Origin of the sequence: Corynebacterium senegalense (assembly GCF_900411315.1) — a bacterium.
GTDB classification, from domain to species: domain Bacteria; phylum Actinomycetota; class Actinomycetes; order Mycobacteriales; family Mycobacteriaceae; genus Corynebacterium; species Corynebacterium senegalense.
Genome location: NZ_LS990887.1, coordinates 392,645 through 419,143, shown reverse-complemented (window position 1 = coordinate 419,143; position 26,499 = coordinate 392,645). Strand labels below are relative to the sequence as shown.

Sequence of the window (26,499 nt, the reverse complement as noted above, 5' to 3'; positions counted from 1 at the left end):
TTGGCGTCGTGAAGCGGGGTTCTAGTCCACGCTGCGGACAGCACCCTTGTCGGCGCTGGTGGCCATCTTCGCGTAGGCGCGCAGGGCCTTGGACACCGTGCGGGTGCGGTTCGGGGTCCACGGGTGCTCGGAGGCCTCCATCTCGGCGCGGCGGCGAGCGAGCTCCTCGGCGTCGACGTCGAGGGTGAGCTCGCGCCGCGACACGGAGATCGAGATGGTGTCGCCGTTGCGGATCAGGCCGATCAGCCCGCCGTGGGCCGCCTCGGGGGAGATGTGGCCGATGGACAGCCCGGAGGTGCCGCCGGAGAAGCGGCCGTCGGTGATCAGCGCGCACTTCTTGCCCAGGCCTGCGCCCTTGAGGAAGGACGTGGGGTGCAGCATTTCCTGCATACCCGGCCCGCCCGCGGGGCCCTCGTAGCGGATGACCACGACTTCGCCCTCCTGAACCTCGCGCGCGAGGATGGTGGAGACGGCCTGCTCCTGCGAGTCGACCACGCGGGCGGGGCCCGAGAACTCCCACAGGCCCTCCTCGACACCGGCGGTCTTGAGGATCGCCCCGTCGGGGGCCAGGTTGCCGCGCAGGACGACGAGGCCGCCGTCCGAGGTGAAAGGGTGCTCGACGTCGTGGATGACGCCGTTGGCGGAGTCGGTGTCCAGGGAGGACCAGCGCGCGGACTGCGAGAAGGCCTCGGTGGTGCGCTGCCCGCCGGGGGCGGCGTGGTAGAGCTCGACGGCCTCCGCCTTCGGGTTCTCCGCGCGGATATCCCAGTCCGCCAGCCACTCGTCGAGGGAGGGGTAGGCCACCGTGTGGACGTCCTTGTGCAGCAGGCCGGCGCGGTTGAGCTCGCCCAGGATGGCGGGGATGCCGCCGGCGCGGTGGACGTCCTCGACGTGGGCCTCGCCGTTCGGGGCGACCTTGGACAGGCAGGGGATGGCGTGGGAGAGCTCGTCGATGTCCTGCAGATCGAAATCCACTTCGCCCTCCTGGGCGGCGGCGAGGATGTGCAGGATGGTGTTGGTGGACCCGCCCATCGCCATGTCGAGCGCCATCGCGTTGCGGAAGGCGTGCTCGGAGGCGATGGAGCGCGGCAGCACCGACTCGTCGCCCTCGCCGTAGTAGCGGTTGCACAGCTTCACGACGGTCTCACCGGCCTGCTCGAACAGAGCGCGGCGCGCGGTGTGGGTGGCCAGGGTGGTGCCGTTGCCGGGCAGGGAGAGCCCCAGCGCCTCCGTGAGACAGTTCATGGAGTTTGCGGTGAACATGCCGGAGCAGGAGCCGCAGGTGGGGCAGGCGTTGTTGGCGATCTCGTCGAGCTGCGCATCGGAGACGCTCTCGTCGGCGGACAGCGCGATGGCGTCGATGAGGTCCGACTTCGGCTTGGTCACCCCGTCCACGGAGAAGGCCTTGCCCGCCTCCATCGGCCCGCCCGAGACGAACACCGCCGGGATGTTCAGGCGCATCGCCGCGTTGAGCATGCCCGGGGTGATCTTGTCGCAGTTGGAGATGCACACCATCGCGTCGACGGTGTGCGCGTTGACCATGTACTCCACGGAGTCGGAGATGATCTCGCGCGACGGCAGGGAGTAGAGCATGCCGGAGTGGCCCATCGCGATGCCGTCGTCGACGGCGATGGTGTTGAACTCCTTGGGGATGCCGCCGGCGGCGCGCACCGCCTCCGCCACGATGTCGCCCACGTTCTTCAGGTGCACGTGGCCCGGCACGAACTGCGTGTAGGAGTTGACGATGGCCACAATCGGCTTGCCGAACTCATTTTCCTGCGTGCCGGTGGCGCGCCACAGCGCGCGGGCTCCGGCGGCCTGGCGGCCGACGGTGGTGACTCGTGAGCGAAGGGGGATCACTGCCTGCTCCTTAGTGTTCGTTGGGGGAAGCCTCCGGGCGCGGGCCCGGGAGGTCTGGGTGCTCGCGCAGGTACGCGTCGTACTCCTCGCGGTTGAGAAGTACCTTACGACCCTCGCGGTCGATAATCTCGTACTTCCCGTCCGCGGCCTCGGAGCTTTCGGTGATGACGTCGGTGATGCGCCCGCCCGAGGCGTCGGAAAGCGCGGGCAGGGAGTTGAAGGTGACCCCGGGCATGGGGAACTCGCGGCCGTCAGTCGTGGTGGCGAGGGCGCGCGAGCCCTTGAATGAAATTCCGGCGAGGTCGCCCCACCCGATGGAGTGGTTCGGGCGCAGGAGGTACTTCAGGCTCAGCCCGCGCTCGTCGACGCGGGTGGAGGCCGTGAAGACCCAGGCGAGCGCCACGATGGGGAACACGAGGAGCCAGCCGAGGCGCAGGGGGGCCCACGAGATCCCCATGAGCGCGATGCCCGTCATGAGCACGATCGCGATGACGTGCTCGCGGCTGGGGCGGAAAACCTTCGGCGTGTCTGTCATGCGAGTCATGCTAGTCAACGCGCCGCGGGGGCCTGCGTCTGGGGAGCCTGGACGCCTGGCAACGCCCCGACCCCGCTCCGCTGGGTCTCAGGCGCGGCTGTCGGCGCCGGCGTCACCTGGGAGGGCGCCGGAGAACTGGGTTCGGCCGGGGCGGAGCCCGCGGGCTGCTCGGGAGCGGTCTCGCCGGGCTGGTTCTGCGCGGTCGGCGAGGCGGGGGCCGTGGGCGTTTCCGTGGTCGGCGCGACCGACTGCTCCGTCGTCACCGGGGAGGGCTGCGGGGCGACGGTCGACGTCGGGGCGGTGCTGCGCGGCGGGGGAGCGAACACGCCGCTGTCGTCCGGGTTGGACTCGGAGGCACCCAGGGTCAAACCGCGCGCGATGAGCAGCACGACGAACATGACGAGGAGGACGGCCGTGGACAGGCGCATCGTCCCGCCGAAGGCGAGGCGGGGCTGGTTCTCGTCGCTCTCGCCGGTGTCTGCGAGGGCGTCGGTGGCCGGGTCCTCCTCGGCGTCGGTGCGCAGGTGCTCCTCCTCGTCGTTGGTGGCCTTGGCGCCGAGGAACTCCGTGGCGGGGTCCTGCGGCCGGCCCCCGGCCGAGGTGCGCGGCAGCTCGGTGGTGGGCTGCTCGGCCGCGGGCAGCACGGTGGTGGGCTGCTCGGCCGCGGGCTGCTCGTCGGGGCGCACCGGGCGCATGTACTCGGTCGGGGGGAAGGCCTCGGGGGAGGTGTGGTCGATGATGCGGTCGAGGCGGGTGCCCGCGGTCGTGGGGGCGGAGCCATACTCGTCCCAGAACTCGTTGAGCACGGCCATCCGGATCGCGCGCTCCACCATCCACTGGCTCAGCGGCTCGACGCGCACGAGGAAGCGCACGTCCATGGTCCACGGCATGCCGACGGTGGCGGGCGGGTTGACCTCCACGGCGGGGTGGACGGCCAGGTCGCCGAGCACGGTCTTCGCCACGTCCGGATCCGCCAGCGCGCGACGGGCGGCGCGTTCGGCGCGGGCGACGGCCTGATCCGCGCTGGTGGAGCCCAGCAGCGGGACCTGGATGACAACGAGCGCCGAGGACCAGTAGTTGGAGTAGTTGATGCAGATGCGCGCCGTCGAGTTCGGGATGGACACCGTCGCCTGCTCGAGGGTGCGGATGTGGGTCGAGCGCATCGTGATCTGGATAACGTCGCCGCTGACGTCGACGCCGCTGCCCTGGAAGGTGACGAAGTCGCCCACGCCGAACTGCTTCTCCGTGAGGATGAAGAACCCGGCGAGGAAGTCCGCGATGATCGACTGCGCGCCGAAACCGATGGCGGCGGAGACAACGGTGGCCGGGATGGCCGCGCCGGCCAGGGAGAAGCCGACCTGCTGGAGGAAGAAGACGAGCAGGAGGAAAAACGCGATGATCTGCGCGACGTTGATGCCCACGCCGGCGATGGCGAGGCGGGTCTTGCCCTCGTCGGTGTCCGCGCTCTGGTTGACTTTCTTTTCCACCACGCGGTTGGCGAAGCGCCCCGCCCGGGGAATGAGGAACGCCACGAGGACCAGCAGCGCGAGATTGATTCCGGTTTCGGCGACCCAGCGCCAGATTTCTTCGGCGATACGAGCAAACGGCATAGTGACCCCAACCTTAGCCAGAATTTTTTACCGTTTGCCCGACAGGTTGCTGTGGGCTGTGTAATATGTAGCGCATGATCAATTCGACGCTAGTGGTAATTATTCCGGTGCGGCGCTTGCCGTAGCGGTCTGATTTCTGCTCAGTCGCCACAACAAGCGCCCCCGAACAGCACGAACCATGCTGTCCCGGGGGCTTTGTTTTTGGGTTTTGGTCACCCCGAACGTCCAGTTAGCAATAAGGAGCTTTCAAGCGTGGCTGCTTCTCACAAGCCTTCAAAAAAGGCATCGAAAAAGGCGAGGGAGGCCGCGGAGGAATCGCCCCGCGCGCCCGAGCGCATGACGGGCGCGGACGCGGTCGTCCGCAGCCTCGAGGAACTCGGTGTCGACGTGGTCTTCGGCCTGCCCGGCGGCGCGGTCCTTCCGCTTTACGACGCCCTCTTCTCCGCCCGGAAGCTGCGCCACGTCCTGGTGCGCCACGAGCAGGGCGCGGGCCACGCCGCCGAGGGCTACGCCCTGGCCTCGGGCAAGGTCGGCGTGTGCATGGCCACCTCCGGCCCGGGCGCGACGAACCTCGTCACCGCGCTCGCCGACGCCTACCTCGACTCCGTGCCCATGGTTGCCATCACCGGCCAGGTCGGCTCGCCGCTCATCGGCACCGACGCCTTCCAGGAGGCCGACATCCGCGGCATCACCATGCCGATCACCAAGCACAACGTCATGGTCAACCGCGCCGAGGACATCCCGCAGGCGGTGGCCACCGCCGTGCACATCGCCACCACCGGCCGGCCCGGCCCGGTCCTCGTGGACATCCCGAAGGACCTGCAGGCGGAGGTCATCGAGTTTGCCTGGCCGCCGAAGCTGGACTTGCCCGGCTACAAGCCGAACGTCAAGCCGCACTCCCGGCAGATCGTCCAGGCGGCGACGCTGATCTCCGAGGCGAAGCGCCCGGTGCTCTACATCGGCGGCGGCGTCGTCAGGGCCGAAGCCCACAAGGAGCTCCTCGCCTTCGCCGAGGCGACCGGGGTGCCAGTGGTCACCACCCTCATGGCGCTCGGCGCCTTCCCCCAGAGCCACCCGCTCTACATGGGCATGCCCGGCATGCACGGCTCGGTGCCCGCCGTCGGCGCGCTGCAGGAATCCGACCTGCTCATCGCTATCGGCACGCGTTTCGACGACCGCGTCACCGGCGACACCACAACCTTCGCCCCGCACGCCAGGACGATCCACGCCGACATCGACCCCGCTGAGGTGGGCAAGATCCGCGAAGTCGACGTCCCCATCGTCGGCGACGCCAAGAGGGTCCTGGCGCAGCTCAGGGACGTGTTCCACTCCAAGGGGCTGGACAAGCCGTCGATAAGCGAATGGCTCCGCCGCCTCGAGGACCTGAAGAAGCGCTTCCCGCGCGGCTACGAGCCGCAGTCGGACGGCAAGCTCGCGCCGCAGTTCGTCATCGAGACCCTCTCGCGCGAGGTCGGCCCCGACGCGGTCTACGTCTCGGGCGTGGGGCAGCACCAGATGTGGTCCGCGCAGTTCCTCGACTTCGAGCACCCCCGGACCTGGCTCAACTCCGGCGGGCTGGGCACGATGGGCTACGCCGTGCCCGCTGCGCTCGGCGCCAAGGCCGGGTGCCCGGACAAGGAGGTCTGGGCGATCGACGGCGACGGCTGCTTCCAGATGACCAACCAGGAGATCACCACCGCGGCGCTCGAGGGCTTCCCGATCAAGATCGCGCTGATCAACAACGGCAACCTGGGCATGGTGCGGCAGTGGCAGACCCTGTTCTACGAGGGCAACTACTCCCACACCAAGCTGGGCGGCGAGGTCTACCTGCCGGACTTCGTCAAGCTCTCCGAGGCGCTCGGCGCCGAGGCGATTCGCGTGACGAAGGAGGAGGACGTCCTCCCGGCCATCCGGAAGGCGCGCGAGATCAACGACCGCCCTGTCGTCGTCGAGTTCATCGTCGGCGAGGACGCCCAGGTCTGGCCGATGATCGCGGCGGGCACCAGCAACTCGGACATCCAGTACGCGCTGAACATCCGCCCCTTCTTCGACATGGAGGAATCCGCCGCGGAGACCCCGGGCGCGATCCACGACGCCAGCGAGGCACTGCACCACGAGCAACACGAGCACGTCCAGGAGGGAAAGTAGACATGCTGAGCAACGACGAATCGACCCGGAACATCCTCTCGGTGCTGGTGCTCGACCTCGACGGCATTATCACCCGCGTTACGGCGCTGTTCACGCGACGCGGCTACAACCTCGTCTCCCTCGTCTCGGCGAAGACGGAGAACGAGGGGATCAACCGCCTCACCATCGTGGTCGACGCCTCGGAGTACCACATCGAGCAGATCACCAAGCAGCTGCACAAGCTCGTGCAGGTGCTCAAGGTCGTGCGCCTCGACGACGACACCACGATCGCCCGCTCGCTGATGCTGGTCAAGGTCGACGCCGACAACAAGAACCGCACCCAGGTTGTCGACGCAGCGAGCATCTTCCGTGCCCGCGTCGTCGACGTCGCGCCGGACTCCGTGGTCATCGAGGCCACCGGCATCCCCTCGAAGCTGCGCGCGTTCCTCGACGTCATGGAGACCTTCGGCGTGCGCGAGCTGGTCCAGTCGGGCCAGGTGGCGCTCAACCGCGGCCCCAAGACCTTCGCCCCCTCCAAGTAGGGGCGGGGCCGGTTTTCGGGGGCGCAACGGCCGCACCCGACGCCGGGCTGTGTCATAATGTGAAACAGAAATCCCATCTAATAGGAAAGGTGAGTGTGTAACTCATGGCAATTGACGTCTTCTACGACAAGGACGCCGACGTCTCCCTGATCCAGGGCAAGAAGGTCGCCGTCATCGGCTACGGCTCCCAGGGCCACGCCCACGCCCAGAACCTCCGCGAGTCCGGCGTCGAGGTCGTCATCGGCCTGCGCGAGGGCTCCAAATCCGCCGAGAAGGCCCGCGAGGCCGGTTTCGAGGTCAAGTCCAACGCCGAGGCCGCCAAGTGGGCCGACGTCATCATGCTGCTCGCCCCGGACACTTCCCAGGCCGAGATCTTCACCAAGGACATCGAGCCGAACCTCAACGACGGCGACGCCCTGTTCTTCGGCCACGGCCTGAACATCCACTTCAAGCTCATCGAACCGGCCGACAACATCACCGTCGCCATGGTCGCCCCGAAGGGCCCCGGCCACCTGGTGCGCCGCACCTTCGTCGACGGCAAGGGCGTGCCCGCCCTCATCGCCGTCGAGCAGGACCCGACCGGTGAGGGCCAGGCGCTCGCGCTGTCCTACGCCGCAGCGATCGGCGGTGCCCGCGCCGGCGTCATCCCCACCACCTTCGAGGCGGAGACCGTCACCGACCTCTTCGGCGAGCAGGCCGTGCTCTGCGGCGGCCTGGAGGAGCTCATCATGAAGGGCTTCGAGGTGCTCACCGAGGCCGGCTACGAGCCGGAGATGGCCTACTTCGAGTGCCTGCACGAGATCAAGCTCATCGTTGACCTGATCTACGAGGGCGGCATCGCCAACATGAACTACTCCGTCTCCGACACCGCGGAGTTCGGCGGCTACCTCTCCGGCCCGCGCGTCGTCGACGAGGGCGCCAAGGAGCGCATGCGCGACATCCTCAAGGACATCCAGTCCGGCGAGTTCACCCGCCGCCTCGTCGCCAACGTCGAGGCCGGCAACACCGAGCTCGAGGGCCTGCGCAAGAAGGTCTCCGAGCACCCGATCGAGAAGACGGGCGCTGAGCTGCGCGACATGATGAGCTGGGTGAAGAACCCGCTCACGGACACCGCTTCCTAAGCGGGCGAGCTCGCTTCACGACGCCAAACAGCCGCCGACCCGGAAAACGGGCGGCGGCTGTTTCGTGTGCGGGGAGCGCCTAGTTGGTGGCCGGTGCCTCAGCAGGCGACTCGGCGGTCACGCCCTCGGGCACGACGGTCTCGGTGCCGGGGACGACCGACTCCGGGCTCTCGGCGGTGGCCGTGGAGGGGGCGACTTCGGTCGTCTCCACCTGGGAGGTGGTGGTGGCCACGGTGTTCGTGGTGGTCGTGGTGGAGGTCTCGCCCTCGTCCTCGCCGCCGATCAGGCTCCACAGCAGCCAGGCGAGCAGCAGCAGCGCGAGGATGCCCAGCAGCCACTTCCACCAACCGCCGCCGCCCTCGCCCTCGCGGGCGGCGGTGGAGCCGCCGGTGGTGCGGGTGACGGGCTGCGCTCCCTCGACGCGGGCGGTGTCCACGCGGGTCTCGTCGGCGCGCACCGGATCGACGCGGGGGCGCTCGACGCGGTCGGGGTTGACGCGGCCTGCCTCGTCCCGCAGGCGGTCTGCGCCAGCACGCTCGGCGTCGGGGAGGTCGCCCGCGCGGCGGCTAACGTCGTCCGCGCCGAAACGCGGGTCGTTCGGGTTGGTGGGGTCGTTGGGGTTCGTCATTGTCGCTTTCCTTACCTGTTGTGTCGCTTGTTGCGGACGCGCTCGGTGTCTGTTTCTGTGACGCGCCTTGATTTACGTTAACAAACTATCTGGGCTTCGTGTCGAGGCCCAGTGGGCCGCCTCCCGGGTGCGCGGCATCAAACGTGCAGCGTGAAGCATATTTCAACGAGCCTGCATACGTTTTCAATTGGTTGCCAATAAGGCGGTCCCGGGGCTAGGCTGGGGTGCATGGAATACGGGAGCAGGCAACATTCGCAGGGGCACGCGGGGCACGGCGCGGACCACGGACACCACCACCATCACGCGCCGCCGACCGACGCCCCGCTGCGCGCGCTCGCCGTCGCCCTCGTCATCACCGCCGTCGTCTTCGTCGCCGAGCTCGTCGGCGGCTGGGTGACGGGCTCGATGGCGCTGATGGCAGACGCCATGCACATGCTCTCCGACGCCGCCGGGCTCATCATCGCGGTGGTCGCGGTGCTCGTCGGCCGGCGCACCACGACGGCTGCGGCGACCTTCGGCTACCGCCGCGTGGAGGTGCTCGCCGCCTTGGTCAACGCGGCGACGGTGCTGCTCATCTCGATCTGGATCGTCGTCGAGGCGGTGCGCCGGCTTTCTGCGCCGGTCGACGTGACGGCGGGCCCGATGATGCTCATCGCGGCCGTCGGATTCGCGGCGAACGCGGCCTCGGCGCTCGTGCTGGCGCGCCAGCGGGGCAACTCCATCAACGTGCGCGGAGCCTTCCTCCACGTGCTGGTGGACATGCTGGGCTCCGTGGCGGTCCTTGTCGCGGGCGCGGTCATCTACTTCACCGGCTGGCAGGCTGCGGACGTGATCTCCTCGCTGCTCATCGCGGCGCTTGTGCTGCCGCGGGCCTGGCAGCTGATGAGCCAGTCCGCCCGGGTGCTCCTGGAGCAGGTCCCGCACGGTGTGGACACGCGGGCCGTGTCCGAGTGCCTGCGCGCCGTGCCGGGTGTGGTGGACATCCACGACCTGCACCTGTGGTCCCTCGACGGCACGAGCGTGCTCGCCTCCGCCCACGTGGTCGTGGGGGAGGGCGCCGACCCCGGGCCCGCACTGCGCGCGGCCCAGCGCGAGCTGCGCCGCCGGGGGATCGAGCACTCGACGATCCAGATCGAGTACCCCGGCCACGTCGCCGTCGAAGGTCCCGAGAACGTTTGCTGAGTCTGGCCTACAGTTGGGCCCATGGGCTTCACGACGCCGAGCTACTCCCTGTCCGACCTCTTCGCCCGAGCCGACCGCGGCGAACTCCAACTGCCCGACTTCCAGCGCGACTACCTGTGGGACCTTGACCGCATTCGCACGCTCGTGACCTCCGTGCTGCGCGGCTACCCGATCGGGTCCCTGCTCGCCCTCGACACCCGCAACGCGCCGATGCGCTTCCGGCCCCGCCCGCTCGAGGGTGCCCCCGACACCGGCCGCGAGCCGGGGCTTCTGCTTCTCGACGGCCAGCAGCGCCTCACCTCCCTCTACCACGCCTTCTCCGGCGACGGGGTGGTGCCCACCGCCGACTCCCTCGGCCGCCGCCTGGAGGGCAGGTTCTTCGTCGACGTCGCCGCGGCCGCTGCCGCCGACCCGATGCCCGTCGAGGCCGTCTTCGCCGTCGGTCCGGAGGGCGAGGTGCTGTCCCACTTCGGCCCGGACGTCGAGGCCGGCATCACGGGGAGGGAGGCGATGGTCGAGCACGCGGTCGTCCCGGTCTCCGCGCTGTTGTGGGCGGAGGGCAACGACCTCATCTTCGACATGGCCGCGGCGGCCGGCGCCGGGGACTCCCTGCGCCGCGAGGCGATCAAGGCGTTTCACACCAGGGTGATGAGCCAGCTGCCGGCCTACACCGTGCCCGTCGTGCGCATCGACAGGGCGACCTCGCTCGCGGGGGTGGGGCAGATCTTCGCCCACGCGAACTCGGTCGGGGCGCAGATGGACGTCTTCGACCTGCTCACCGCGCTGTTCGCCATGCAGGACCCGGGGTTCGTCCTGGCGGAGCGTTTCGCGGACGTCGAGAAGCGGCTGCGTGAGCACCCGGTACTTGACGGGGTGGGAAGGATCGAGTTTCTCCGCGCGATGTCGCTCGTGCTGACCAGCAGGGAGGGCTCCGCGCTGGGGCACAGGGGTGACATCCTCAACCTCGGCCTCGATGACTACCGCGCCCACGCCGGGGAGCTGGCCGGAGCCTTCGAGCGCGCTGCGGGATTCCTTGAGGAGCGCCGCTTCTTCGCGGCCGCGCAGGCTCCCCACCCGGCGCAGATCGTCTCGCTCGCGGCGATCCTCGCCAGGCTGGGGGAGGGCGGCGAGCTCGGTGAACAGGGCACGGACCGCCTGAACCAGTGGCTGTGGTGCGGGATGTTCGGTGAGCTCTACGGCGGTCACGCGCCCACGATCCGCTCCGGAAGCGACGTGGAGGAGGTCACCCCCTGGGTCCGCGGCGAGACCGACGCCGCGCCGCGCACGGTGGCCGACGCAGAGTTGCGCCAGTCGCGGCTGCTCACGGCGGGCCCCGACTCGGGCGTCTACCACGGCCTGTTCGCTCTGCTCATGGCGCGCGGCGCGCGCGACTGGCGCACCGGCTCCGCCTTCGACGGCGGCTCCGCCGCGCAGCTCGACCCGATCTTCCACACCGTGTTCCCGCCGGAGTTCTGCGCCGAGCACGGGGTGGAGCCTCAGCTGGGCGCCTCGGTGCTCAACCGCACCCCGATGGGAATCCGCACGCGGGTGCTCATCGAGGGCAACGGCCCGAAGCGCTACCTGCCGCGCCTGCAGTCGAAGTCGCTGCTCGACGACGCCGAGTTCGACGCCATGCTCGCCGGGCACGAGATGGACCCCGCGCTCGTGTCCGCCTCCGACCACCGGGGTTTCTTCAGCGACCGCCTCGCCCGCTTCACCGCCGCGATCGAGCACGCGATGGGCAGGGAGGTCGTCCGCGACCTCGAGAGCGCGGGCGATATCATGGACGGCATCCCCGCAGACAGCGAAGATGACCGCACCGAACCCGACGAGGCCGCCGAGAAACCGCATGACACAGCCAGCTCCCCGGGCGCAACGCCCTAGGCGCAGCGCCATCGCCGCAGCGCTGTGCTGCGCGGCCCTCGCGCTCGCCGGGTGCTCCACCGCCGGGCCGGTCACCCCCCTCGGGCAGGCGCGCAACGCGAACCAGTCGCGCCACATCTCGGAGCGCTTCGAGCAGCGCCCCGTGGTCATCGACGACCCGGCCGGCATCGAGACGGCCCGCCTGCTTTTCGACGCCTCCGAGACGCTCGTCGTCACCGACGCCACGCCGGAGGCGCAGTTGCGTGGCGCGTCGATAGCCGTGGTGGCTCACGCGCCGATGCTGATCTACGACCCCGCGCGCCACGACGACATCGTCTCCGAGATCAAGCGGATGAAGACGTACACCGTGCTCACGGTGGGAGACGTGTCGCTGGCGCGCAGCACGGGCGCGGTGCGCATCTTCCGCGATCCGGGCGGGTTCGACGCGCTCGCGGAAATGACCACGTTCCACTTCGGGCAGCGTGAGGTCGCGGACCCGGCCCAGGCGGCGGAGGCGGTGGCGCAGCTGCGCGCCGCCGACCCGACGTGGTTGCGGGCGTCGTGGGCCGAGCCGAAGGTGCTCCCGGGGGCGCAGGCGCGGCCGTTTCCCGTGCATTCGCGGCGCGACGCGGACATGGCCCCGGTGGTGGTGGCGACGGCCGAGAGCCCCATCCCGGCGGTGGCGAACCTGCGCAGCTTCGGTGCCGCCGTGACGGTGGTGCCGGACCCCGACCCGCGGGCGGCGGAGGAGACGCTGATGGCGGTGGCGGGCCTGGCGCAGGCCCCGCTCATCGCGCTGGGGCCCCAGTTCGGCTCCGCGGAGGAGCTTGAGGCGAGAATCATGCAGGCCGAGGAACGTTATTAGTCGGCCCATGGGAGGGTGCCACGTGCACCCGAGGGAAAAACGGTGCGGGCCGTAGGGCTATTCTATTCGGTGTCGCGCGGCACACCGCCGCCCGCCGACCGCCACCGTTCACACCGACTCGCAGGAGATCATTGTCGTGACTAAACCCGTCGTGCTCATCGCAGACAAGCTTGCCCCGTCCACCGTCGAAGCCCTGGGAGACTCTGTCGAGGTGCGCTGGGTCGACGGGCCGAACCGCCCCGAACTGCTCGCCGCCGTTCCGGAGGCCGACGCCCTCCTCGTGCGCTCCGCCACCACCGTCGACCGCGAGGTCATCGAGGCCGCCCCCAACCTGAAGATCGTCGGCCGCGCCGGCGTCGGCCTGGACAACGTCGACATCGACGCCGCCACCGAGCGCGGCGTGATGGTCGTCAACGCGCCAACCTCCAACATCCACTCCGCCTGCGAGCACGCCATCGCCCTGCTGCTGGCCACCGCGCGCCAGATCCCGGCGGCGGACAAAACCCTGCGCGACGCCGAGTGGAAGCGCTCCGCGTTCAAGGGCGTGGAGATCTTCGGCAAGACGGTGGGCATCGTCGGCTTCGGCCACATCGGCCAGCTGTTCGCGCAGCGCCTCGCCGCCTTCGAGACCACCATCATCGCCTACGACCCCTACGCCAACCCGGCCCGCGCCGCGCAGCTCGGCGTCGAGCTGGTGGAGCTGGAGGAGCTCATGGGCCGGGCCGACTTCGTCACCATCCACCTGCCGAAGACCAAGGAGACCGCGGGCATGTTCGACGCGGTCCTGCTGTCGAAGGCGAAGGAGGGCCAGATCATCATCAACGCGGCCCGCGGCGGCCTCGTCGACGAGCAGGCGCTTGCCGACGCCATCGTGGCCGGCCGGATCCGCGGCGCGGGCTTCGACGTCTACGCGTCCGAGCCCTGCACCGACTCCCCGCTGTTCGCCCTTGAGCAGGTCGTCGTGACTCCGCACCTGGGCGCCTCCACCGTCGAGGCGCAGGACCGCGCGGGCACCGACGTCGCTGCCTCCGTGCTCAAGGCGCTGGCCGGCGAGTTCGTCGCCGACGCCGTGAACGTCACCGGCGGCCGCGTCGGCGAGGAGGTGGCCCGCTGGCTGGAGCTGTCGCGCAAACTGGGGCTCATCGCGGGCAAGCTGCTTGACGACGCCCCCGTTTCCCTCAAGGTCACCGCGGCGGGCGAGCTGTCCACCGAGGACGTCGCGGCGCTGGGCCTGTCGGCCGTGCGCGGCCTGTTCTCCGGCATCACCAGCGACCCGGTCACCTTCGTCAACGCGCCGTCGATCGCCGAGACCCGCGGCCTCGACTACAGCGTGGAGACCGTCACCGAGGCGGCCACCCACCGCAGCACCGTCGAGGTGCAGGTCGTCTCGGCCACCGGCGAGACCTCGACGGTCACCGGCGCGCTGACCGGACTGGAGTCGGTGGAGAAGATCGTGCGCATCAACGGCCGCGGCCTCGACCTGCGCGCCGAGGGGCGCAACCTCTTCCTGCGCTACACCGACGTGCCGGGCGCCCTGGGCAAGGTGGGCAGCCAGCTGGGCGAGCAGGACATCAACATCGAGGCCGCCGCGCTCACCCAGGCGGCCAAGGGCGACGGCGCGGTGCTCATCCTGCGCGTGGAGAAGGAGATCCCGGCGGAGCTGGAGCAGCGCATCGCGGAGTCCATCGGCGCGGAGTCCGTCCAGATCGACCTGAGCTAGCCGCCCCGGGAATCCTTTCCGCCTGCTAGGCTGGGCGCATCGTCCATCAGGTGAGAAAGGAATCTCAAAAATGAAGATCGCTGTCATCGCCGGCGACGGCATCGGCACCGAGGTCATGGCCGAGGGCCTCAAGGTCCTGCGCGCGGTGCGCGACGACGTCGAGACCACCGACTACGACCTCGGCGCCCGCCGCTACCTCCGCAACGGAGAGCTGCTCACGGACGCCGACCTGGCCAGCCTGCGCGAGCACGACGCGATCCTCCTCGGCGCCATCGGCGACCCCCGCCACGTGCCCGCCGGCGTCCTGGAGCGCGGCCTGCTGCTGCCGCTGCGCTTCCAGCTCGACCACTTCGTCAACCTGCGCCCCTCCCGCCTGTACCCCTCGGCGGTCAGCCCGCTGGCCAACCCCGGCGACGTCGACTTCGTGGTCGTGCGCGAGGGCACCGAGAGCCTCTACGCCGGCAACGGCGGCACCCTGCGCGCCGACACCCCCCACGAGGTGGCGTGCGAGGTGTCCCAGAACACCCGCTTCGGCGTCGAGAGGCTCGTGCGCTACGCCTTCGAGAAGGCGGCCTCGCGCCGCGGCAAGCTGACGCTGGTGCACAAGACCAACGTGCTGGTCAACGCCGGCGGGCTGTGGCAGAAGACGGTCGACGAGGTCGGCCGCGAGTTCCCCGACGTCGAGGTGGACTACAACCACATCGACGCCGCGACGATCTACATGGTCACCGACCCGCAGCGCTACGACGTCATCGTCACCGACAACCTCTTCGGTGACATCCTCACCGACCTCGCGGGCGCCATCACCGGGGGAGTGGGCATGGCCTGCTCGGGCAACATCGACGCCTCCCGCGCCAACCCCTCCATGTTCGAGCCCGTCCACGGCTCCGCCCCCGACATCGCGGGCCAGGGCATCGCCGACCCGACGGCAATGATCCTGTCGGTGGCCATGATGATGCGCTGGCTCGGCGACGAGGACGGCGCCGGCCGCATCGAGCGCGCCGTCGAGGCCGACGTCGCCTCCCGCAGCGCCGGCCCGGTGCGCACCGCAGAGGTGGGTGACCGCATCGCCGCGGCCGTGAAGTAGGGTTGACGCGAGCCCGAAGGGTGCGCCCGAGCTTATGCTTGGCGACGCCCCTCCCGCCCCACCCCTGACCGCACGACCGCCGGCCGCCGACAGCGCCCGGGAGAGGAAACACATGAATCTGACCACCACCGCCCGCCGATCCCGGATCCTCGCGGCTCTGGCCGTGTGCAGCGCGGTGGTGGTCGCCGGGTGCGGTGAGGGGACGTCGACAAGCTCGGGCGAGCCCGCGAAGCTGGCCACGAGCGGACCCGAGGTGGTCCCCGACGCCGACGGCACCGGCGTGGAGACCTCGCGCAGGATCTTCGAGGAGTCGACGGACGTCGTCGTTGCCGGCCCGGCCCGCGAGGACCAGCTGCTCGGCGCGGCCGTGGCGAACTCGCTGGGCGCGCCGCTGCTCGTGCGCCTGCCCGGAACCGACGCCGCGGTGGACGCGGAGATCGAGCGCCTGAAGGCCGAGAACGTGGTCACGGTGCCCGGCGACGCCACCGACGTCGCCCCCGTCGCCTCCGCCGAGCCCGCCTCGGACGTCGCGGCGGTGGCCGGGCAGGAGCCGGCGAAGCCCCTCTCCCTGCAGCTGCCGCCGATGCTGGCCACCGACGCCACCTCGATCGCCTCGGCGGCCACCGCCCGGGCGGCCGGCGCCCAGCTCACCGTGCTGCCCGCGGCCGACCCCCGCGCCACTGCCGACTCCATGCGCACCGTGACCGGGCAGGACACGATCGCCCTGGGCAACCAGTGGGGCAGCACCGAGGACTACCGCACCCGCGTCGAGCTGGCCGGCAACGGCGAGCTGCCGGGCGGCGGCGGGCTCGTCTTCCCGGGGCGGCGCATGGTCGCCCTCTACGGCCACCCCTCCGGGCCCGCACTCGGCGTGATGGGGGAGCAGGGCCCCGCCGAGGCGGCCGCGCTGGCCCGCGAGTACGCGCAGAAGTACCAGCCGCTCGAGGAGCAGCCGGTCGTACCGGCCTTCGAGATCATCGTCACCGTCGCCTCCAACGCTCCGGGCGGCGACGGCGACTACTCCAACGAGACCGACCCAGCCGAGGTCGCGCCCTACGTCGACGCGATCACCGAGGCCGGCGGCTACGCGGTGCTCGACCTGCAGCCCGGCCAGGGCGACTTCCTGCGCCAGGCGAAGCTCTACGAGGACCTGCTCAAGCGCCCGAACGTGGGCCTGGCGCTCGACGCCGAGTGGAAGCTCAACCCGGGTGAGCAGCCGCTCTCGCGCGTCGGCTCGGCCAGCGCGGAGGAGATCAACGTCGTCGCCGACTGGCTCGCGCAGCTCACCCGCGACAACCACCTGCCGCAGAAGGCCTTCATCCTGCACCAGTTCCAGGTGGCGATGTTCCCCGACCGCGAGAACATCCGCGCCGACCACCCGGAGCTCGCGTACGTCCTCCACGCGGACGGTCACGGCTCCGCGGGTGAGAAGTTCGAGACGTGGAACGTGCTGCGCGAGGGCCTCGACCCGCGCTTCTTCCTCGCCTGGAAGAACTTCATCGACGAGGACATGCCCATGTTCACCCCGGAGCAGACCTACTCTGAGGTCAGCCCGCGACCCTGGTTCGTCAGCTACCAGTAAAAACGCCGCCTGCGCCCGCCCCGGCCCGCTACAGTTGGGGCATGTCAGTGGAACTCGAGGAGATCAGCTCCTTCCTCGCCGAGCACGAGCCCTTCGCGCACCTGCCGGGCGAGGTGCTCAGCGCCCTGCCCGCGCAGATGGGCATTACCTACGTGCGCCGCGGGGCGCGCATCATCGAGGCGGGCGCGGACAACGACAACCTCTACGTCATCCGCTCGGGCGCCGTCGACGTCATGGACGCCGAGGGGGCGCTGCTCGACCGCAGGGACACCGGGCGCAACTTCGGCTATTCCACGCTTGTCGACGCCCCCACCTCCCGCTACACCATGGAGGCCGTCGAGGACTCCGTCCTGCTCATCCTGCCCCGCCAGGCCTTTTCCGCCCTGGTGGAGGCCAACCCGCAGATCGAGCGCTACTTCCTCTCCCAGTCGCGACGTGTGCGCGCGGCCGCCGACGAGCTGCGCGAGGGCCACACCGCCGCGGACGTCCTGCGCACCCCGATGCGTGAGCTCGTCGCCGGCCGCCCGGTGGCGCGGATTGGGGCGTCGCAAAGCATCGCGGAGGCCGCCCGCGTGATGGAGGCCAACCGCGCCTCCTACGTGCTCGTCGACGGCGACGGGGAGGTGGGCATCCTCACCGACCGCGACCTGCGCTCGCGCGTCGTCGCCGCGACCTACGACCCGCTGCGCCCCGTCTCCGAGGTCGCGACCTCGCCCGTGCGCACCATCCGCGCCGACACGATGGTCTTCGAGGCGATGCTGCTCATGGGCGAGCTCGGCTTCAACCACCTGCCCGTGGAAGGGCCCGAGGGCATCGTCGGTGTGGCGTCGAGCAGCGACATCATGCGCCCGCTGCAGGCCGACCCCATCTACCTGGCCGCCGCGGTGGAGAAGGCGGACCTCGCGGAGCTTCAGGGGGCCTTCGGGCGCGCGGCGGCCGTCGCGGCGCGCTTCCTCGAGCGCGGCGCCTCCGCAGCTGAGGCACAGAAGCTGCTGACCAGCATCGCGGACTCCATCGCGCGGCGCCTCGTGGCTCTCGCCACCGAGAAGTACGGCCCCGCACCCGTGCCCTACGCGCTTGTGGCCGTCGGCTCGCAGGCGCGCCACGAGATGGGCCCGGCCTCCGACCAGGACAACGCGCTCGTGCTTTCCGACGCCTACGACGAGGCTGCCCACGGTGAGTACTTCGCGCGCCTCGGCGAGTTCGTCTGCCGCGGCCTCGCCGCCGCGGGTCAGGCGCTGTGCCCGGGCGACATGATGGCGATGAACCCCCAGTGGCGGATGACGGAGTCGGAGTGGAACCGCGCCTTCCACGGGTGGATCACCGCCCCCGAGCCCGACGCGGTGCTGCACACCCAGGTCTTCTTCGACTTCCGCTGCCTGGCCGGTGACGCCGAGATGGCCGAGCGGGTGCACTCGGGCGCCGTCGTCGGGGCGCGCGGCTCGAAGCGGCTGCACACCCACCTCGCGGCGCTGGCCACGTGGCGCGAGCCCCCGCTCGGTTTCTTCCGCGGCTTCGTGGTGGAGCGCAGCGGCGAGTACGCCGACACCCTCGACGTGAAGAAGGGCGGCACCGCGGCGGTGGTGCAGATGGCGCGCCTCTACGCCATCACGGCCGGGGTGACCGAGGTGGACACGCTGGCGCGCCTGCGCGCCGCGTCCGGCGCCAGCCTGTCCGCCCGCGGGGCCGAGGACCTCATCGGTGCCTACGAGTACCTGAGCAACCTCGCGTTAAAGCAGCAGGCCAGGCAGGTCCGCGCGGGCGAGGCCCCGAACTACCACATCGACCCGAAGCAGCTGCCGGGCCGCGACCGCGACGCGCTGCGCGACGCCTTCGGGGTGATCAAGTCGATGCAGACCGCGCTCAGCGGCGCCTACCCGGTGAGGTCGGTCTAGATGTTCGGCCGTCCGACGCGCCCGCTTCTCGACGCCCACCTGCTCGCCGTGGACGTCGAGACCACGGGACTGACACCGGGGCGCGACCAGCTGGTCTCGATCGGCTGGGTGCCCGTGACTAACCGGGTGATCGAGCTGTCCGGGGCCCGGCACTTCCTCGTCGCCGGGGCGCAGGTGGGGGAGTCCGCCACGCTGCACGGCGTGACCGACGGCGACATCGCCGCCCGCGGCGTGGACATCGCGGAGATCCTGGACGAGGTCGACGCCGCCCTCGAGGGCCGCCGCCTGCTGGCGCACTTCGCGCAGATGGAGACGGGGTTCCTCGGCCACGCCTACAAGAAGGCGCGCGGCCGGGCGCGCCGCTTCGCCGCGGGGGAGGTCGTGGACACCTTCGTCCTCGAGCGGCGGCACATGGAGCGCATGGGTACCTACCCGCGCGGAGAGGACCTGCGCCTGGCGCGTGTCCGGCAGCGCTACGGCCTGCCGTCGTACAGCAATCACAACGCGCTTTCCGACGCCATCGCCTGCGCCGAGCTCTACCTGGCGCTTAACGCTTCGCAGCCGTAGCGACAAGGTAAGCTGTGCCACATGCGCTTTGGACGAATTGCTACACCTGAAGGGATGACCTTCGCGGTCATCGACGACGAGGGGACCACCGCGAAGGCGATCGCCGGCACCCCCTTCACCGACCCCGAGTACACCGGAAAGGAGTGGCCGCTCGAGCAGGTCCGCCTGCTCGCCCCGATGCTGCCGTCGAAGGTGGTGGCCATCGGCCGCAACTACGCGGACCACGTCGCCGAGGTGTTCAAGCAGTCGGCCGAGCACCTGCCGCCGACGCTGTTCATCAAGCCGCCGACAGCCGTGATCGGCCCCGAATCGCCCATCAAGATCCCCGAGTTCGCCACCAAGGTCGAGTTCGAGGGCGAGATGGCCCTGGTCATCGGCGTGCCCTGCAAGAACGTCAAGGCTGAGGACTGGAAGTCCGTCGTGCGCGGCGTGACCATCGTCAACGACGTCTCCTCCCGCGACCTGCAGTTCGCCGACGGGCAGTGGGCCCGCGCGAAGGGCATCGACACATTCTGCCCGCTTGGCCCGTGGATCGAGACGGACCTGGACAAGTTCGACTTCTCCAACACCCCGATCAAGGCGCACCTGACCCACGACGGCGTGACCGAGACCAAGCAGGACTCCAACTCGAACCAGATGATCATGAACCTCGGCGAGATCATCGAGTTCATCACCGCTTCGTTCACCCTGCTGCCGGGCGACGTGATCTGCACCGGCTCCCCGGCCGGCACCGCGGAGATGGTCCCGGGCGACTACATCGAGGTGGAGATCCCGGGCATCGGCAAGCTTGGCAACCCGATCGAGCGGGCCTAGCTACAGCCCGAAGGCGCGCATGATGGTGCGCAGCTTGGCGGTGGTTTCGTCGAGCTCGGCCTGCGGGTCCGAGTCTGCGACGAGCCCGCCGCCCGCCCACGCGCGCGCCGCCGTGCCCTCCGCGTTGACCTCGGCGCAGCGGATGGCCACCATGTACTCGCCGTCGCCGGCGGCGTCCGTGTAGCCGACGGCGCCGGCGTAGAATCCGCGGTCCGATTCCGCCGTCTCGATGACCGCCTCCGCCGCGTGCGTCGGCGTGCCGCAGATCGCGGGGGTCGGGTGGGCCTGCAGCGCCAGCTCGAGCGCCGAGGTGGCCGGGTCCTTCAGCGTCCCGACGATCGGGGTTGCGAGGTGCCACATCTCGTTGGTCCTGGTCAGCTCGGGTGTCGCCGGGATCTCCAGCCGCGAGCACAGCGGCGCGAGCTTTTCCCGGAGGTGCTCGACCACAAACGCGTGCTCGTCGAGGTCTTTGGCGGAGCCCGCCAAGCGCTTGGCGACGTCCGCGTCCTCCCCCGGATCCACCGCCCGCGGCGCCGACCCCGCCAGCGGGTACGCCGACACGGTCTGACCGCAGCGCCTGACCAGCACCTCGGGAGAGGACCCGACGAGCATGGCGCCCGCGCGCCCCGCCGGGGTGAGGTCGGCGATGAAGCCGTCCCTATTGTAGGAGTTGTCGATCAGCCTGGCCGCCACCAGCAGGGGATCGACGGGCGGGTCAAAGGCGATGTCCACCGCCCGGGCGAGGACGACCTTCTCCAGCTTCGAGGCCTGGATCGTGCCGATCGCGGCCTCGACCCTGCGCAGGTGCTCGCCGGGCTCCGGGTCGAGCCCGGCGATTCTGGCGGACAGCCGTGCGCCCGGGCCCTGCCTGTAGTAGGCGGGTGGTTCCAGCGGCCCGTCCTCGCGGATGATGCGCTCGGGCACGGTGAGGGCGGCGGGCGAGTCGACGTCGAAAGGCAGTGCCCCGACGACCATCTCCGCCGATCCGGACTTGAGCGCGTCGACGGCCTGCCAGGGGTCGGTGAAGGTGGCGAGGCAGCCCTGGGTGCGAACGGAGCCGTGCGCCCGGGACAGCAGGAAGTCCGGGGCGGTCGAGGGTCGGTTCGCGCGCATGGGGCGACAGTTTACCCGCTACCCGTCCGCCCGCCCGGGGCCGGGCCGCGCCGGGGAAGTAGCATGGGGGCCATGACTGAAGCCCCACACGCGATGCGCGTTCGTTTCTGCCCCTCTCCGACCGGCACCCCCCACGTCGGCATGGTCCGCACCGCCCTGTTCAACTGGGCGCAGGCCCGCCACTCCGGCGGAACCCTCGTCTTCCGCATCGAGGACACCGACGCTGCCCGCGACTCCGAGGAGTCCTACCAGGCGATCATCGACTCGCTGACCTGGCTCGGCCTCGACTGGGACGAGGGCGTGCTCAAGGGCGGCCCGCACGAGCCCTACCGCCAGTCGCAGCGCATGGACATCTATAAGGACGTGCTGAACAAGCTCATCGAGACCGGCGAGGTCTACCCGTCCTACTCCACCAACGAGGAGGTGCAGGAGCGTCACAAGGCCGCGGGCCGCGACCCGCAGCTCGGCTACGACAACTTCGACCGCGAGCTTTCCGACGCCCAAATCGCCGCCTTCGAGGCCGAGGGCCGCAAGCCCGTCTGGCGTCTGCGTATGCCCGACCAGGACTGGACCTGGACCGACCTGGTGCGCGGCGAGGTGACCTTCAAGTCCGAGACTCAGCCCGACTACGTGGTGGCACGCTCCAACGGCGCGCCCCTGTACACCCTGGTCAACCCGGTGGACGACGCGCTCATGCAGATCACGCACGTGCTGCGCGGCGAGGATCTGCTGTCTTCGACCCCGCGCCAGCTGGCGATGTACGCGGCGCTGCAGCGCATCGGGATCACCGACTTCACCCCGGAGTTCGGCCATCTGCCCTTCGTGATGGGCCAGGGCAACAAGAAGCTGTCCAAGCGCGACCCCGAGTCCAACCTGTTCAACCACCGGGACAACGGCATCATCCCCGAGGGCATGATCAACTACCTCGCCCTGCTGGGCTGGTCGCTGTCCGCGGACAAGGACATCTTCTCCGTCGACGAGCTCGTCGCGGCCTTCGACGTCTCCGACGTGCTCGGCAACCCCGCCCGCTTCGACCAGAAGAAGCTGGAGGCGATCAACGCCGACCACATCCGGCTCCTCGAGCCCGCCGACTTCGCCTCCCGCCTGCGCGATTATCTCACCGAGTTCACCGACTTCCCGGCGGACTACCCGGCGGACAAGTTCGCCGTCGCCGCCGACCTGGTGCAGACGCGCATCAAGGTACTTTCCGACGCCTACGGCCTGCTCAAGTTCCTCGTCACCGCCGACGCGGACCTCGAGCTCAACGAGAAGGCGGCCCGCAAGAACCTCAAGGAGGCCGCCATCCAGCCTCTCGACGCCGGCATCGCCGCGCTGGAAGCGCTCGGCGAGGGGGAGTGGGCCACCGCGACCATCGAGGCCGCGCTGAACAAGGCGCTCATCGAGGACCTCGGCCTGAAGCCCCGCACCGCCTTCGGCGCCCTGCGCGTGGGCATTTCGGGCGAGGCCGTCTCCCCGCCGCTGTTCGAGTCCTTGGAGCTGCTGGGCAGGGACTCCACCCTGGCCCGGCTGCGCGCGGCTCGGGCGGTCACGCCTTTCGCTGTCGCGGAGTAGTTACGAGCGTGTCATTCCGCGTCCCGGATTTCCGCCGCTGAGCTGGCGATTTGTTACCGTGCCAGCTTGATGGTTATAGTAATCCACGTTGTTCAGAGAGAGCAGCTCGGGCCGAAAAGCCCGGGCCGCGGGATCTGGAAAACGATGGCCTATGGTGTAATTGGCAACACAACGGTTTCTGGTACCGTCATTCTTGGTTCGAGTCCAGGTAGGCCAGCTGCAGAGCAATCTGCTAGTCCTTGCCCCGTTCGTCTAGTGGCCTAGGACGTCGCCCTCTCACGGCGGTAACACGGGTTCAAATCCCGTACGGGGTACAACATGAAAGCAGTCGGTGGTTTCCACCGGCTGCTTTTTGCTTGTCGGCGCCCCACCGGTGCGACGGGGTAAGGATCACAATTTGGGGTTACATCTTTAACCTGCCCGGGGTCGTGGTTCGGATTGGGTTGGACTGGGTGGTCCAGGATGCAGTAATCGGTGTTGGTGGCCCGCATGGAGGGAGCCCATTCGTTGGAATACTCGTGGGTGTGCCGACCAGGCTCGTTGTAGCGAATATAGCTATGGATGGAGGGAAGTCGCGTTGAATGCGTGGCCAATTGGTTGCCGCGCGGGTCCTTAACCGGCTTTGGATCATGAGGTTCGCCGCTAAGCCAGGCCGGCGGAGGTGTCCCGCTCCTGGAATTGGTAGCCGGAGGCGTGTGGCTCGAACATAAGCTCGCAGGCACCGGGGGGCAGGATGGTGGAGCAGAATCTCGGGTTTGCATATTCTTGGTGGTCGCGCCCGCTGTTCTGCTCACCAGGCGACCGGTCTGCGGTATAATCACGGGGTTGTAATCAAGTGACGGTGGTCACTGTGAGGAGCATATGTCTGACAATCCTGATCAGCCGCAATCGGCAGTTGGAAGCCCTGATAACTCGAGAGTGGCATTCGGTGCTCACCTTTCGAATCATCAAGCAAAATACTTTGCAAAAGAGCTGGAGCGAAGCTACGCCAACGACCATGTTGGCAAACTTGCAGGGCTTCTCTTTGATGCCCAAGTGGAGCCGAAGCCGCATCAGATTGATGCTGCCTTATTTGCGCTGAAGGGAAATGCCACTCGCGGCGTCATTTTGGCGGACGAGGTTGGTCTCGGTAAGACGATTGAGGCTGGCATTGTCATTACTCAGTATTGGGCGGAGCGTAAACGCCGAATCCTGATCATTGCGCCAGCTAGTCTTCGTCAGCAGTGGAAGCAGGAGCTTTACGAAAAGTTTCTGATTCCATCCGAGTTGCTCGATTCTCAGTCCAAAGTGTCACTGCTCGCTGGTCAAGGCGCAGGGCAGGTATTGATCGCCTCCTACGAGTTTGTGCAGCAGAATAAGGCCGATTTGGTGCGGGCCTGGGACCTGGTGGTTGCCGATGAAGCGCATCGACTGCGAAATTTCTATAGGGGACAAGCTCAAGCGAAGGTGGCTTCGTCAGTTGGCAACGTGTTTGACGGGGCAAGCAAGATTGTTCTACTGACAGCAACTCCACTTCAGAACCGGCTCGAAGAAATTTATGGTCTGGTTTCCACATTTGATTCGGAGTATTTCCGGTCGTTGGATGTTTTTCGGGAACGGTATGTGAAGTCCGGTGGCGTCGGGTTTAGCACCAATGATCTCGCAGAACGTGTCGGTCACTTTACCAAGAGGACGTTGCGCCGGGACGCCGAAAAATACATTCGCTTCACTAAGCGAGACCCGCTGACGGTCACATTCCAGCCGTCAAAGGCTGAAATGGAGCTGTATGACCTAGTCAATAGCTACCTCCAACGCGAAACCCTTTACGCTTTTAACAATTCCCAACGGGCCCTTTCCTCGCAGGTGATTCGCAAGCGGCTTGGTTCGTCCTCCTACGCCGTTGGAATCACCCTCAGGAAGACGGCAAACCGTCTGGCCGAGGAATTGGCCATGGGAGGTCGACGCGGCGATCGTCTGCCATTGTTCGACTTCGACAGCGACATTCTGGATGAAGAGCAATCAGCTTACGAGTCGTTTGGCAATAGCCTTGAACCGTACGATGACTGGTCTGCTCCAGAAATTCGTGAACAAATACAGCTTGAGATTGACGAACTAAATGACTTTGCTGCTCTAGCAGAGTCAATTCATCAGAACCAAAAATCGCTGAAGCTTGGCGAAGCTATAGAGAGAGGTTTTGCCCGCCTTCGCGAGATCGGAGCTCCAGAAAAAGCCATCATTTTCACTGAGTACACCGATACCCAACATTTCTTGGCAGAAACACTTCGTCAAGCGGGGCATGGCGATGGGTTAGTACTTTTCAACGGCCAGAACGATTCGCCCGAGGCGACCAAGATTTATCGGCAGTGGCTGGACGAGAATGCTGGTAGCGACGTCATAACCGGCAATCCTTCAGCAGACCGGCGCAAAGCTTTGGTTGACTACTTCCGCGACTCGGGTTCGATAATGATCGCTACGGAAGCAGCCTCTGAAGGTATTAACCTGCAGTTTTGCTCGATGTTGATCAACTACGACCTGCCGTGGAATCCGCAGCGTGTTGAGCAACGCATTGGTCGTATCCACCGTTTCGGCCAAAAATACGACGTTGTGATTGTCAACTTCTTCAACGAAGGTAATGCGGCTGAAGCTCGGATCCTGGAGCTGCTTCAGAACAAGTTTCATCTCTTCGATAGCGTCTTTGGTGCCAGCGATGAGGTTCTGGGGCGGATTGAGAGTGGCTTTGACTTTGCCCAAGAGATCGCCCAGATCTACGACAGCTACCGGACGGCCGACGAGATCAACCAGGCCTTTAAGGAGCTGGAAGAAAAGTACGCCGACACGGTCAGTAAGGATATGGCGGAAGCCAGGGCCAAGGTTTTCGACAATCTCGACCCCTCCGTCCGCGACCGGCTGAAATCATATGACAAGCAGTCCGGCGAAGTGCTGAACAAGTTCGAGCAATTGTTGCTCCTGTTGACAATCAACCGCCTGCAAGGCCTGGCGGAGTTTGACGGCGATGGTCGTAATTTCGTCCTGCACACTGCACCAGCCGAGGGGATCGCAACTGGGCGTTACCATTTCAAGTCATCACCGACCGAACACTCCCGGCAGTACCGCTATAGCAGCGATCTAGCGAAGCACGTCATTAACGGTGCGATGAACGCTGATACGCCGCAGCAGACTCTTATCTTTGATATCAACAAGTCCGATCGTGTCAGCTCCCGGATGAAGGAATTGGTGGGCCAATCCGGGTCACTGACGGTTCGCAGCCTGACGTTCAAGATGAAGGCCAGCGACAGTGACATTTCTGAGAGCTACCTGTTGTCTGCAGGCGTGACTGATGGTGGCGAACTTCTGAACGAGGAAGATATCGCCGAGATGATGGACCTCCGGGTAATAGATCAAGCTGATGATGGCATATCGATTGACAACGAGTTATTCGAGGGCGCACTGAAGCAGCAGAAAGTTGTGCTGGAAAAGGAAGTTCAGCACCGTAATTCAAGGTATTACAACCAGCAGGAGGAGTTACTGGAAAGCCGGATCCTTGACCTGGATACGGAGCGCAGAAAAGCAATTCGAGAACTAGAGAAGAAACGGAAAGAGCTGCGGAAGCAAGCCAGCCGGGCCGACGATCCAATGGAGCAGCTCAGATTCAAGAAGAAAGCCCGCAACCTCGATGAGGATATCGATGCGATCGAAGACCGATATCGAAAAGAGAAGCGAGACCTACGCGACAATGTCGACGACCTACTTATTCTGATTAAACAGTCGCTACGAGGTAAGCGGACGGAAACAGAGTTGTTCACCATCAGGTGGCGAGTAACGACGTAATCGAAGTACC

At 67.7% G+C, this 26,499-nt stretch carries 19 protein-coding genes and 2 tRNA genes; 16 read left to right on the top strand and 5 right to left on the bottom strand.

Annotated features, from left to right (window positions below):
- Positions 1–21: 21 nt before the first annotated feature.
- Genes ilvD through DYZ02_RS01985 form a run of 3 tightly spaced genes read right to left on the bottom strand, consistent with a single transcriptional unit; the run spans position 22 to position 4,005 of the window.
- The gene (gene ilvD, locus DYZ02_RS01995; RefSeq protein ID WP_115684763.1) at positions 22–1,860 is read right to left on the bottom strand and encodes a dihydroxy-acid dehydratase; all 1,839 of its coding nucleotides are present in this window, start codon (positions 1,858–1,860) and stop codon (positions 22–24) included.
- 10 nt (positions 1,861–1,870) lie between these two features.
- Positions 1,871–2,395: a PH domain-containing protein gene (locus DYZ02_RS01990; RefSeq protein ID WP_115684762.1), complete on the bottom strand. Its 525-nt coding sequence runs from the start codon at positions 2,393–2,395 to the stop codon at positions 1,871–1,873.
- A 14-nt stretch (positions 2,396–2,409) separates the two neighbouring features.
- Positions 2,410–4,005, bottom strand: a complete 1,596-nt coding sequence (locus tag DYZ02_RS01985) for a mechanosensitive ion channel family protein (protein ID WP_115684761.1) — start codon at positions 4,003–4,005, stop codon at positions 2,410–2,412.
- Between the two features lie 252 nt (positions 4,006–4,257).
- Between DYZ02_RS01985 and DYZ02_RS01980 the strand changes: the two genes are divergently transcribed.
- The 3 genes from DYZ02_RS01980 to ilvC all read left to right on the top strand — a co-directional run bounded on the left by DYZ02_RS01980 (position 4,258) and on the right by ilvC (position 7,795).
- Positions 4,258–6,153 carry an acetolactate synthase large subunit gene (locus DYZ02_RS01980; RefSeq protein WP_115684760.1) on the top strand — a complete coding sequence of 632 codons (1,896 nt, stop codon included), beginning with the start codon at positions 4,258–4,260 and terminating at the stop codon, positions 6,151–6,153.
- Positions 6,154–6,155: 2 nt separating this feature from the next.
- Positions 6,156–6,674: an acetolactate synthase small subunit gene (gene ilvN / locus DYZ02_RS01975; RefSeq protein WP_425450994.1), complete on the top strand. Its 519-nt coding sequence runs from the start codon at positions 6,156–6,158 to the stop codon at positions 6,672–6,674.
- Between the two features lie 104 nt (positions 6,675–6,778).
- Positions 6,779–7,795, top strand: a complete 1,017-nt coding sequence (gene ilvC / locus DYZ02_RS01970; protein WP_115684759.1) for a ketol-acid reductoisomerase — start codon at positions 6,779–6,781, stop codon at positions 7,793–7,795.
- Between the two features lie 79 nt (positions 7,796–7,874).
- On the opposite strand, the gene DYZ02_RS01965 is transcribed toward ilvC, so the two are convergent.
- Entirely contained in the window at positions 7,875–8,423 is a 549-nt protein-coding gene (locus DYZ02_RS01965) for a hypothetical protein (protein WP_115684758.1), read from the bottom strand.
- 228 nt (positions 8,424–8,651) lie between these two features.
- On the opposite strand from DYZ02_RS01965, the gene DYZ02_RS01960 reads away from it, so the two are divergent.
- The 9 genes from DYZ02_RS01960 (at position 8,652) to DYZ02_RS01920 (ending at position 19,997) form a co-directional block, all read left to right on the top strand.
- Positions 8,652–9,605: a cation diffusion facilitator family transporter gene (locus DYZ02_RS01960; protein WP_115684757.1), complete on the top strand. Its 954-nt coding sequence runs from the start codon at positions 8,652–8,654 to the stop codon at positions 9,603–9,605.
- Positions 9,606–9,626: 21 nt separating this feature from the next.
- On the top strand, positions 9,627–11,489 hold the full coding sequence (locus DYZ02_RS01955; protein WP_115684756.1) for a DUF262 domain-containing protein: 1,863 nt from the start codon (positions 9,627–9,629) through the stop codon (positions 11,487–11,489).
- The gene (locus tag DYZ02_RS01950) at positions 11,455–12,333 is read left to right on the top strand and encodes a hypothetical protein (protein ID WP_245945530.1); all 879 of its coding nucleotides are present in this window, start codon (positions 11,455–11,457) and stop codon (positions 12,331–12,333) included. The genes DYZ02_RS01955 and DYZ02_RS01950 overlap by 35 nt, the downstream gene beginning before the upstream one ends.
- Before the next feature lie 136 nt (positions 12,334–12,469).
- Positions 12,470–14,053, top strand: coding sequence for a phosphoglycerate dehydrogenase (gene serA, locus DYZ02_RS01945; RefSeq protein ID WP_115684755.1), 1,584 nt, complete (start codon positions 12,470–12,472; stop codon positions 14,051–14,053).
- A 70-nt stretch (positions 14,054–14,123) separates the two neighbouring features.
- On the top strand, positions 14,124–15,140 hold the full coding sequence (locus DYZ02_RS01940; protein WP_115684754.1) for a 3-isopropylmalate dehydrogenase: 1,017 nt from the start codon (positions 14,124–14,126) through the stop codon (positions 15,138–15,140).
- Between the two features lie 112 nt (positions 15,141–15,252).
- The gene (locus tag DYZ02_RS01935) at positions 15,253–16,722 is read left to right on the top strand and encodes a cell wall-binding repeat-containing protein (protein ID WP_115684753.1); all 1,470 of its coding nucleotides are present in this window, start codon (positions 15,253–15,255) and stop codon (positions 16,720–16,722) included.
- Positions 16,723–16,763: 41 nt separating this feature from the next.
- Positions 16,764–18,617, top strand: a complete 1,854-nt coding sequence (locus tag DYZ02_RS01930; protein WP_115684752.1) for a DUF294 nucleotidyltransferase-like domain-containing protein — start codon at positions 16,764–16,766, stop codon at positions 18,615–18,617.
- Positions 18,618–19,184, top strand: coding sequence for an exonuclease domain-containing protein (locus tag DYZ02_RS01925; protein ID WP_115684751.1), 567 nt, complete (start codon positions 18,618–18,620; stop codon positions 19,182–19,184).
- A 21-nt stretch (positions 19,185–19,205) separates the two neighbouring features.
- A complete protein-coding gene (locus DYZ02_RS01920; RefSeq protein ID WP_115684750.1) occupies positions 19,206–19,997 on the top strand; it encodes a fumarylacetoacetate hydrolase family protein in 792 nt (263 codons plus the stop codon).
- On the opposite strand, the gene DYZ02_RS01915 is transcribed toward DYZ02_RS01920, so the two are convergent.
- Positions 19,998–21,110, bottom strand: a complete 1,113-nt coding sequence (locus tag DYZ02_RS01915; RefSeq protein ID WP_115684749.1) for an isochorismate synthase — start codon at positions 21,108–21,110, stop codon at positions 19,998–20,000.
- 63 nt (positions 21,111–21,173) lie between these two features.
- Here DYZ02_RS01915 and gltX point away from each other — a divergent pair, with 63 nt between their 5' ends.
- The 4 genes from gltX to DYZ02_RS01895 all read left to right on the top strand — a co-directional run bounded on the left by gltX (position 21,174) and on the right by DYZ02_RS01895 (position 26,489).
- Positions 21,174–22,682 carry a glutamate--tRNA ligase gene (gene gltX / locus DYZ02_RS01910; RefSeq protein WP_181896866.1) on the top strand — a complete coding sequence of 503 codons (1,509 nt, stop codon included), beginning with the start codon at positions 21,174–21,176 and terminating at the stop codon, positions 22,680–22,682.
- 145 nt (positions 22,683–22,827) lie between these two features.
- Positions 22,828–22,899, top strand: a tRNA-Gln gene (locus tag DYZ02_RS01905).
- 24 nt (positions 22,900–22,923) lie between these two features.
- Positions 22,924–22,996 (top strand) — tRNA-Glu (locus tag DYZ02_RS01900).
- 547 nt (positions 22,997–23,543) lie between these two features.
- Entirely contained in the window at positions 23,544–26,489 is a 2,946-nt protein-coding gene (locus tag DYZ02_RS01895; RefSeq protein WP_115684748.1) for an SNF2-related protein, read from the top strand.
- Positions 26,490–26,499 lie beyond the last annotated feature (10 nt).

Bases quoted from the DNA above. Each gene is read 5' to 3' on its own strand.
- DYZ02_RS01990 (WP_115684762.1), bottom strand. From the start codon at position 2,395: ATGACAGACACGCCGAAGGTTTTCCGCCCCAGCCGCGAGCACGTCATC.
- DYZ02_RS01985 (WP_115684761.1), bottom strand. From the start codon at position 4,005: ATGCCGTTTGCTCGTATCGCCGAAGAAATCTGGCGCTGGGTCGCCGAA.
- ilvN (WP_425450994.1), top strand. From the start codon at position 6,156: ATGCTGAGCAACGACGAATCGACCCGGAACATCCTCTCGGTGCTGGTG.
- ilvC (WP_115684759.1), top strand. From the start codon at position 6,779: ATGGCAATTGACGTCTTCTACGACAAGGACGCCGACGTCTCCCTGATC.
- DYZ02_RS01965 (WP_115684758.1), bottom strand. From the start codon at position 8,423: ATGACGAACCCCAACGACCCCACCAACCCGAACGACCCGCGTTTCGGC.
- DYZ02_RS01960 (WP_115684757.1), top strand. From the start codon at position 8,652: ATGGAATACGGGAGCAGGCAACATTCGCAGGGGCACGCGGGGCACGGC.
- DYZ02_RS01955 (WP_115684756.1), top strand. From the start codon at position 9,627: ATGGGCTTCACGACGCCGAGCTACTCCCTGTCCGACCTCTTCGCCCGA.
- DYZ02_RS01950 (WP_245945530.1), top strand. From the start codon at position 11,455: ATGACACAGCCAGCTCCCCGGGCGCAACGCCCTAGGCGCAGCGCCATC.
- DYZ02_RS01940 (WP_115684754.1), top strand. From the start codon at position 14,124: ATGAAGATCGCTGTCATCGCCGGCGACGGCATCGGCACCGAGGTCATG.
- DYZ02_RS01935 (WP_115684753.1), top strand. From the start codon at position 15,253: ATGAATCTGACCACCACCGCCCGCCGATCCCGGATCCTCGCGGCTCTG.
- DYZ02_RS01930 (WP_115684752.1), top strand. From the start codon at position 16,764: ATGTCAGTGGAACTCGAGGAGATCAGCTCCTTCCTCGCCGAGCACGAG.
- DYZ02_RS01925 (WP_115684751.1), top strand. From the start codon at position 18,618: ATGTTCGGCCGTCCGACGCGCCCGCTTCTCGACGCCCACCTGCTCGCC.
- DYZ02_RS01920 (WP_115684750.1), top strand. From the start codon at position 19,206: ATGCGCTTTGGACGAATTGCTACACCTGAAGGGATGACCTTCGCGGTC.
- DYZ02_RS01915 (WP_115684749.1), bottom strand. From the start codon at position 21,110: ATGCGCGCGAACCGACCCTCGACCGCCCCGGACTTCCTGCTGTCCCGG.
- gltX (WP_181896866.1), top strand. From the start codon at position 21,174: ATGGGGGCCATGACTGAAGCCCCACACGCGATGCGCGTTCGTTTCTGC.
- DYZ02_RS01895 (WP_115684748.1), top strand. From the start codon at position 23,544: ATGTCTGACAATCCTGATCAGCCGCAATCGGCAGTTGGAAGCCCTGAT.